Here is an 8224-nt window from a genome sequence, read left to right on the forward strand (position 1 = left end):
CGGCGGTCGTCCCGGATGTGGTCACGGATGCCCCGGCACGCTCAGCACGCCGGGGCGAGCCCCGGGCGGGCCGGGCTGTGCCGCCCCGCTCCGCGCCGCGTTCGGCCGGTCAGGATGGCCTCCCGCTCGGACTCGCTGAGCCCGCCCCACACCCCGTAGGGCTCACGGGCCTGCAGGGCGTGCTCCGCGCATGCCTGGATCACGGGACACCGCGCGCAGACAGCCTTGGCGGCCGCCTCACGGGCCGCGCGGGCCGGGCCCCGCTCCCCTTCGGGATGGAAGAAGAGCTCGGTGCTCTCCCCACGGCAGGCGCCGTGAAGCTGCCACTCCCACTTCTCGGCACCGGGGCCTGGAAGTCGTCGGACGTCGGTCATCGGCCTGAGCCCCCCTCTCAACCATGGGCGGCTGGCGCCGCAGCTACACCGTAGTACCGCGCCATATGTTGTTCAACACTGAGAACCACTCGGCACGTAGTCGTTCGGAGCCGGTTCGTCGCCAAGTTGTGGGTACGGTCGCCGAGAGCCACCATGAGCGCTGTGACCCCCTCCCCGGACCCGGCGGAGCACAATCCGCGGTACACCGTCGCCGCGGTTGCCCGACGGCTGGGCATCGCGCCCGCTACCCTGCGTACCTGGAACCGCCGGTACGGGCTCGGTCCGGCCGACCATGTTTCCGGTACCCGTCGCAGGTACGACCCACACGACCTGGCCCGGCTGGAGTTCATGTGCCGTCTCACCCAGGCCGGGATCGCGCCGGCGGAGGCGGCCCGCCTGGCCAGGAGCGCGCTTCCCGAGGACCTGCCGGAACCGCAGTGGCCGGCGCCACTGCGACAGGTCGAGAACGAGACACACTCCGTAGTCAGCTCCGACCGGCCGGGCGAGCCTGACACCCAGGAAGCCGATCAGCCGCGTACCGGCCGGCCCGTCGTGGTCGCGATCTCCTCCGGCGACGGCCGCGGCGCCGCTGGGAACGTCTCAGCGCCCGCCGTCATCACCGGTCCGGCGGCTGGCGCTGGGATGTTCCCGGCGGCGGATGTCGACGACCTGGTGACGGGTGCTGCCGATCCGGCGGACGACTCGGCGGCAGCCATGGCCGGGCCCGGCCGCGTGACCGAAACGGGCCGCGTGACCGAAGCGAGAGGGTCAGGCGGCCGGGTGCTGTCGCTGGCGGGCGCCGGCATCGCTGCCCGCGGCCTCGCCCGCGCGGCCATGGCGCTCGACTCGTCCGCGGTGACCCGCATCCTGGCCCAGGCGGTCGAGGCCGACGGCGTGGTCGCGGCCTGGCAGGACCTGGCGTGCCCGGTGCTCGTCGCCGTCGGCCGGCGCTGGGAGCTGCGTGGTGACGCGGTCGACGTCGAGCATCTGCTCAGCGAGTGCGTCGCGGCGGTCTTCCGCCGGGTGGCAGACCGTGACGTGGGCGCCCACGCCCGTCCGGTGCTGCTCGCGTGCACCCCGGACGAGCGGCACAGCCTCGCCCTCAACGCGGTCGCGGCCGGGCTGGCCGAGCGGGGGATACCCGCCCGTGTCCTCGGTGCCGCGGTACCGGCCGCCGCGCTGCGGACCGCGGTCGTACGCACCGGCCCGGCCGCGGTGTTCCTCTGGTCCCAGCGCCGGGCTTCGGCGGACGTGCGGGTGTGGCGCGGGTTACCGACGACCCGGCCGTCGACGTCGATCGTGGTGGGGGGTCCCGGCTGGCACAGGACGATCGTCGCGCCGCGGGTCCGCCGCGCGCAGTCCCTGCCCGAGGCGCTCGACCTCCTCACCCCTTCCCCTGGGTGAAGAAAAAGCTCCTTTGAGGGAAGAAACAGCTCCCTTGGGCAAGGGATCGGTTTCCCGGGCGAAGCGGCGGCTCTCCTGGGCGAAGCGGCGGAACGTCCGCTGACTTCGCCGCTGTCCCGTTACCCGGCCGGCATTACCTGACCGGTGTTTCCGGCGGACGGGCCGCCGTTGGCGGGGCGAGGCGAGGCGAGGCGAGGCGAGCGGGCATATGCGCGAGGAGGCGGATCCGATGCTGTGCCGGCGGCGGGCTCGCGCCGCCGTGAGCGCTCGCAGGCCCGGGCGGGGACACACCGGGGCGATCAGGGGGAGACCGGGAGCAAGGGAAGCAGGAGCAAGGGAAGCGGGAAGAAGGGGAAGAGAGAGGGTGGTCAGCGGGAGTCGGCTTCGGAGGCCTCGCTCGTCTCGTAGACACCGTCGGCGTAGCCGCGTGCGTAGTCCCAGCTGACGTAACAGGAGGGGTCCGGGGCGTATGCGGGCTCGTGCACCCGGGTGCGTCCCTCGTCGAGCAGATGGCGCAGATTGCCGGTGAGGAGATCCCAGCTGAAGAAGTGCGGTTCCGCGCATCCTTCGCAGTCGACGACGAGACCGCGGTAGCCGCGGGGTTCCAGCAGGGTCCGGAAAACATCGAGATCGCCGAGTTCGGCGAGCACCTCCTCGCGTTCCTGCGGCGACAGAGGCTCCAGCAGATCGGTGTCCTCGGCCGGGTCCAGGCGGGCGAGTTCTGCGGTCGGATCCTCGGGGTCGTCCGCGAACGGGTCGAGAGGCTCGTTGCTCACGCCGACCACGCTACGCCGGACCGGGCCCCTTAGTGGTCCCGATCGGCGACTCCAGACGCTGATGTGTGCCCGTATCGCCTCTTTACCGAGGCTACGGACCGTTTCGAGTACGCGCTATCGCGGCCGGCCCCGAGGAATGATCAGTATGCCCTGTGAAGCCCGCGGCCACGACGCCTTTGGCCAGGCCGCGTCCCTGACGTCTCCGGACACGTGAAAAGTCATGATCGTGGACTCTTTGGCCTAGCATGTAAAGCTTGAACCTCGTACTGATGGCCGCCCGCTGATGGCCGCCCGCTCCGGGCGGCCCGCCGCCCGCGCCGCCCGCGCCGGGCCGGGAAGACGACGGCCGGGAGAGCCACGGCCGGGCGGCCCGCGGCCGAGAAGGCTGAGGGCAACGGCCGGGAAGGCAGGCGGCAACGGCGGGGAAGGCAGGCAAGCAAGGCACGGTCGGGAAGTGCCGTGCGGGTGCGGTACCGGCATGGCGAACAACGAAGCGTGAACGGAAGGTGCCATGAACAGTCCCATTGTCCGGCCGGCCGTGTCTGATCCGGAGCCGGTGCTGCCAACGAAGCTGGCCACGCTGGGGCTGACCTTCGACGACGTACTGCTGCTCCCGGCGGAATCGGACGTCATGCCCTCGGAGGCGGACACGTCCACGTGGTTGTCCCGCCATATCCGGCTCGCCATTCCGCTGCTGTCCTCGGCGATGGACACCGTCACCGAGTCGCGGATGGCGATCGCGATGGCCCGCCAGGGCGGGGTGGGCGTGCTGCACCGGAATCTTTCCGTGGACGACCAGGCGCAGCAGGTCGACATGGTGAAGCGTTCCGAATCAGGAATGATCACCGCTCCGGTCACCTGCGGCCCGGACGCCACCATTGACGAGGCCAACGAGCTGATGGCCCGGTACCGGATATCCGGCGTCCCGGTGACCGAGCCCGACGGCCGGCTCGTCGGCATCGTGACCAATCGCGACATCCGGTTCGAGCGTGACTATTCCCGGTCGGTACGTGAAGTAATGACGCCGATGCCGCTCGTCACGGCGCCGGTGGGCGTGTCGGCCGATGACGCCCTGGCCCTGCTGCGGCAGCACAAGATCGAGAAGCTTCCCCTGGTGGACGACCGGGACCGCCTGCGCGGGCTGATCACCGTCAAGGACTTCACCAAGCGCGAGCAGTACCCGCGGGCGACCAAGGACGCCGACGGCCGGCTGGTGGTCGGCGCCGCCGTCGGGGTGGGGGAGGACGCCTACAAGCGCGCCCAGGCCCTGGTGCGCGCGGCGGTCGACTTCCTGGTCGTCGACACCGCCCACGGCCACTCCCGGGCGGTGCTGGACATGGTGCGCCGCGTCAAGGCCGACCTGCCGACCAGGGCAGACGGCAGCCCCCTCGACGTCATCGCCGGCAACGTCGTGACCGCGGACGGCGCCCGCGCGCTGGTGGAGGCGGGCGCCGACGCCATCAAGGTGGGGGTCGGGCCCGGCTCGATCTGCACCACGCGGGTGGTGGCCGGGGTCGGCGCACCCCAGGTCACCGCGATCTACGAGTGCGCACAGGTCGCCCGGGAGCACGGCATCCCGGTGATCGGCGACGGTGGGATGCAGTACTCCGGGGACATCGCCAAGGCGATCGCGGTCGGGGCGGACACGGTGATGCTCGGCAGCCTGCTGGCCGGCGTCGACGAGAGCCCCGGCGAGCTGATCTTCATCAACGGCAAGCAGTACAAGGCGTACCGCGGGATGGGGTCGCTGGCCGCGATGCGCAGCCGGGGCACCACCACCTCCTACTCGAAGGACCGCTACTTCCAGGACGACGTCCTCTCCGACGACAAGCTCGTACCGGAGGGCATCGAGGGGCAGGTCCCGTACCGGGGGCCGCTGGCCGCGGTGGCCCACCAGCTCGTCGGCGGCCTGCGGGCGGCCATGGGGTACACCGGCTCGCCGACGATCGCCGCCCTGCAACGGGACGCCCGGCTGGTGCGCATCACCGCCGCGGGCCTGAAGGAGAGCCACCCGCACGACATCCAGATGACCGTCGAAGCACCGAACTACAACTCGCGGTGACACCGCCGGGAGGACATCACCGGTGACCCCGCTGGGGGACGGCGCCGGTGATGCCGAGGGGAGGATGCTGCCGTCGGGAGAACCCGGTGACGCCGTGAGAGGACACAGTGGCTGAGGTCGAGATCGGTATCGGTAAGAGCGGCCGGGTCGGCTTCGGCCTGGACGCGCTGGGCATCGTGCCGTCGAGGCGCACGCGCGACCCCGCGGACGTCTCGCTGACCTGGGAGATCGACGCCTACCGTTTCGACCTGCCGGTGGTGAGCGCGCCCGCGGACGCGGTGACCTCGCCAGCCACCGCGGTCGAGCTGGGCGCCCTCGGCGGCCTCGGCATCGTCCATGTCGAAGGGCTGTGGAGCCGGCACGAGGAGCCGGAGCCGCTGCTGGCGGAGATCGCCACCCTCGGCCCGGACGCGGCCGGCCGGCGGCTGCGGGAGCTCTACACCGCGCCGATCCGGCCCGAGCTGGTCGTCAAACGGCTGACGGAGATCCGGGACTCCGGTGTGGTCGCGGCCGCCGCGCTGCGCCCCCAGCGGGTCGACGCGCTGTACCCGTTTCTGCTCGAGGCCGGGGTCGACCTGCTCGTCATCCACGCGACGGCGGTCTCGGCTGAGCACCAGTCGAGACGGACCGAGCCGCTGAACCTCAAGCGGTTCATCGGCGAGATCGACGTGCCCGTGCTGGTGGGCGGGTGCGCGTCCTTCTCGACCGCCCTGCACCTGATGCGCACCGGGGCCGCCGGGGTGATCGTCGGGGTCGGCCCCGGCGGCGCGGACACGACCAGGGCGGTGCTCGGGGTCGGCGTCCCGATGGCGACCGCGATCGCGGACGCGGCCGGCGCGCGCATGCGCTACCTGGACGAGTCCGGTGGCCGGTACGTCCACGTCATCGCGCACGGAGGTGTGCGCACCGGCGGGGACATCGCCAAGGCCATCGCCTGCGGGGCCGACGCGGTCATGCTCGACACGCCGCTGGCCGCCGCCGCCGAGGCACCCGGGCGCGGCGGCTACTGGTCCATGGACCTGCTGCACTCCCGCCTGCCGCGAGGCACCTGGGAACCGGTCGCGGCCGCCGGGACGCTGCGGGAGATCCTGCTGGGCCCCGCGTCGGTGAACCCCGGCACGCTCAACCTCGCCGGGGCGCTGCGGACCGCGATGGCCACGACCGGCTACGCGACGCTCAAGGAGCTGCAGAAGGCCGACGTGCTGGTCACCGCGTCGCTCCGCTGACCCGCCGCCGGCCTCTCCCGCACCGTCCGCCTGCCCCTGGCCGGAACTGTCGCGGACGTTCCGGGCCGGCTGCGCAACTGGGTGAAGTCCGCTTCCGGTGGCATGACGGCCGTTTCCGGGCCCACCCGGAAAATCCTCGTGACCTCCGGTGAAGCTCACTTCGGGCAGCATGGCACCCTGGAACCGTCTGTTCTGGTCCGAAGGATGACACATGCGCATCGACGAGCACGGTCGCTGGGTCAGCGATGATGGTTCGTACGTCTGGGACGAGGTGGCCCAGACGTGGCAGCCGTCAGCGGCGTACACCACCGAGTCCACGACCACCGGTTCCGCCGCCGGTTCGGGCGGTGCCGGTGTCACCGGTGGCGCCGGCGCCGGTGCCGGTGGCTATACCGCGGCCGCCACGACCGGGGAGTTCGCGCCGGGCTACCTGGCGCTGGACACGTCGGGCTGGTCCGTCCTGGACGGGACGCTGTCGCCGGACGCGGCCCGCTCGGGGCCGGCCCCGGGGCCGGACGGTGGCTCGCGAAGCCCGCAGGCGGCTGTCGACACCCCGCGGCCGAGCGGGCCGGAGGGCTGGCCGCCCCAGGACAGCATCTCGTCGCGGGACGCTGACATCCTGGCCAACACGGGCGGGATGGACATCACGGCCGTGGCCACGGGTGGGCCCGCCTGGGAGAGCTACCCGCTCCGGGCCGGCGACCCGGGGACGGGGCCGGCAACGGCCGCCGACGCCCCGACGGCCTTCGGCGCGGTAGGCACCTCCACCTTCAGCACTGTCGTCGCCCCGAGCGCGGGGGAGATCACGTCGGCCGGTGCCAGTGCCCGGGGGCTGTCCGAGCCGTTCGGTGTGGTGGACGTCATTGCGCTCGGGCCCTCCCAGGGCGGCGGCCCGCCCGGCGCCGACACCGCCGCCACCATCCTGGGCTCCCCGCCGCGGGCCTCGACCGGCGCGCACCGGCAGCACCGCAAGCGCCGGGCCGGTGGCCGGCTGGCGGCGCTCCGGCCCGGCGCGGGCGGTGACAGCACCACGCCGGGGACGAACCGGGCCACCTCGGGGGCGAGCCGGTCGCTGACCCGGCGCCTGTCGTCCGTCGCGGCGTTACCGCGTCAGGTGCTGATCGCCGCCGCGGTGGTGGTGCTGCTCCTGATCGGCCTCGGCGGCTATCTGGCGCTGGGCGGGAGCGACGGGGACGCCGTGGCCGACACGCCCGTCAACACCGTCGAGGGCGCTCCGCCAGGTACGGTGCCCGCCCGGCCCGCGCGGTACAGCGAGTCGCTGCGCGCGGACTATCTGCGGGAGTGCGTGCAGATCAGCCACGGGCTACAGGCCTACTGCGCGTGCACGCTGGAGAGGCTGGAGGCCAACTATCCGCAGGACCAGTACGAGCAGTTCAACAAGAACGTGAACTCGCCGGAGACGACAAGGATCGTTCAGGAGATCTCCGACCAGTGCGTGAGCGTCTGATGACGGCGAGCTGTGCTGTAGGCTGTATTCGTCCATATTTCCGGTGTTTCGTGGCGTGCGGGCTTTCGCGGGCGTCTGGGCCGTCCCTGATGGATGTTGATCGATGCGGACGGTGACCCAGGTAGTCTCAGGTGGGGCGGAGGGTGGCGAGGCCCCCGTACGGCGCGGAACGGCGGATCGGGGGCGTGCAATAGCGGAGCTATCGGTGACGACAACAACACGACAGGTGTTCGCCTGGGTGCCACCCGTGCGGGCGAGTATCCGTCGGGCACGGCCTACGCCCTTTACCCGGACGACTACCTGGACCTGGGGGGCAGGACATGCCCACCGACGGGCTCTGGCCGAGTGGCGATGACGCGTGGGCGTGGGACGCCGTCGCCGGGGCGCGGCGTCCATCGACGGCAGCCGGTGACGCGGGCAGCCCGGTGACCGGCCCCACGGGCCGTTCCGGCGTACCGGGCCGACGCGCGGACGACTTCTTCGCGGTCGAGCGGGTCGGGGAGGCCGATGACCGCTCCCAGCCGTCCGTCCCGCCGGTTCCGGACAGATCCGGCGCCCAGGATCCAGCCGGCCAGGGGTGGCGCGACCGTCCTTTCCCCGCCCCCGACCCGTTCGACGTCTCCGCCGGCCATGAGCGGCCGGTGCTGCCCGCCTATCCGTTCCAGCCGGCTCCTCCGCTCCAGCCGGCTCCTCCGCTCCAGGCTCCTCCACCCGATCCGCGGCCCGGCTGGCTGCCGAGTGGTGGTGACCCCGCGGCAGGCACGACCGGCGGCTACGGCAGTGGGCGCTGGGGGCTGTCCGTGGAAGGCGGCGATCGCGTCGGTGTCACCCAGCGTGACGTCGGTGCGCCCGGCGGCGCTGACGGATTCACTGGTTATGGCAGCGCCGCCGGCCAGAGCGCCGCCGGCCAGAGC

At 72.5% G+C, this 8224-nt stretch carries 6 protein-coding genes and 1 pseudogene; 5 read left to right on the plus strand and 2 right to left on the minus strand.

The features are described 5' to 3' along the window. Positions 1–41: 41 nt before the first annotated feature. A complete protein-coding gene (locus AC5LSR_RS20240; protein WP_013875065.1) occupies positions 42–374 on the minus strand; it encodes a WhiB family transcriptional regulator in 333 nt (110 codons plus the stop codon). 153 nt (positions 375–527) lie between these two features. Between AC5LSR_RS20240 and AC5LSR_RS20245 the strand changes: the two genes are divergently transcribed. Continuing rightward, the gene (locus AC5LSR_RS20245) at positions 528–1778 is read left to right on the plus strand and encodes a MerR family transcriptional regulator (protein WP_250286469.1); all 1251 of its coding nucleotides are present in this window, start codon (positions 528–530) and stop codon (positions 1776–1778) included. A 368-nt stretch (positions 1779–2146) separates the two neighbouring features. Here the strand turns inward: AC5LSR_RS20245 and AC5LSR_RS20250 are convergent, their stop codons facing one another. Then, positions 2147–2563 (minus strand): DUF5319 domain-containing protein, encoded by a 417-nt coding sequence (locus tag AC5LSR_RS20250; protein ID WP_445548537.1) that lies wholly within the window; start codon positions 2561–2563, stop codon positions 2147–2149. Between the two features lie 502 nt (positions 2564–3065). Here AC5LSR_RS20250 and guaB point away from each other — a divergent pair. The 4 genes and pseudogenes from guaB to AC5LSR_RS20270 all read left to right on the plus strand — a co-directional run. After that, positions 3066–4616, plus strand: coding sequence for an IMP dehydrogenase (guaB, locus tag AC5LSR_RS20255; RefSeq protein WP_445548536.1), 1551 nt, complete (start codon positions 3066–3068; stop codon positions 4614–4616). A gap of 107 nt (positions 4617–4723) precedes the next feature. Further along, positions 4724–5842, plus strand: a complete 1119-nt coding sequence (locus tag AC5LSR_RS20260) for a GuaB3 family IMP dehydrogenase-related protein (protein ID WP_250286465.1) — start codon at positions 4724–4726, stop codon at positions 5840–5842. Between the two features lie 211 nt (positions 5843–6053). After that, on the plus strand, positions 6054–7310 hold the full coding sequence (locus tag AC5LSR_RS20265; RefSeq protein WP_493464704.1) for a hypothetical protein: 1257 nt from the start codon (positions 6054–6056) through the stop codon (positions 7308–7310). 320 nt (positions 7311–7630) lie between these two features. Then, positions 7631–8224 (plus strand): annotated as a pseudogene (locus AC5LSR_RS20270) (hypothetical protein); the annotation flags it as partial.

It is taken from the genome of Protofrankia sp. CiP1_Cm_nod4 (assembly GCF_982290645.1).

Coding starts and splice junctions, on each gene's coding strand:
- guaB (WP_445548536.1), top strand. CDS start 3,066: ATGAACAGTCCCATTGTCCGGCCGGCCGTGTCTGATCCGGAGCCGGTG.
- AC5LSR_RS20240 (WP_013875065.1), bottom strand. CDS start 374: ATGACCGACGTCCGACGACTTCCAGGCCCCGGTGCCGAGAAGTGGGAG.
- AC5LSR_RS20265 (WP_493464704.1), top strand. CDS start 6,054: ATGCGCATCGACGAGCACGGTCGCTGGGTCAGCGATGATGGTTCGTAC.
- AC5LSR_RS20245 (WP_250286469.1), top strand. CDS start 528: ATGAGCGCTGTGACCCCCTCCCCGGACCCGGCGGAGCACAATCCGCGG.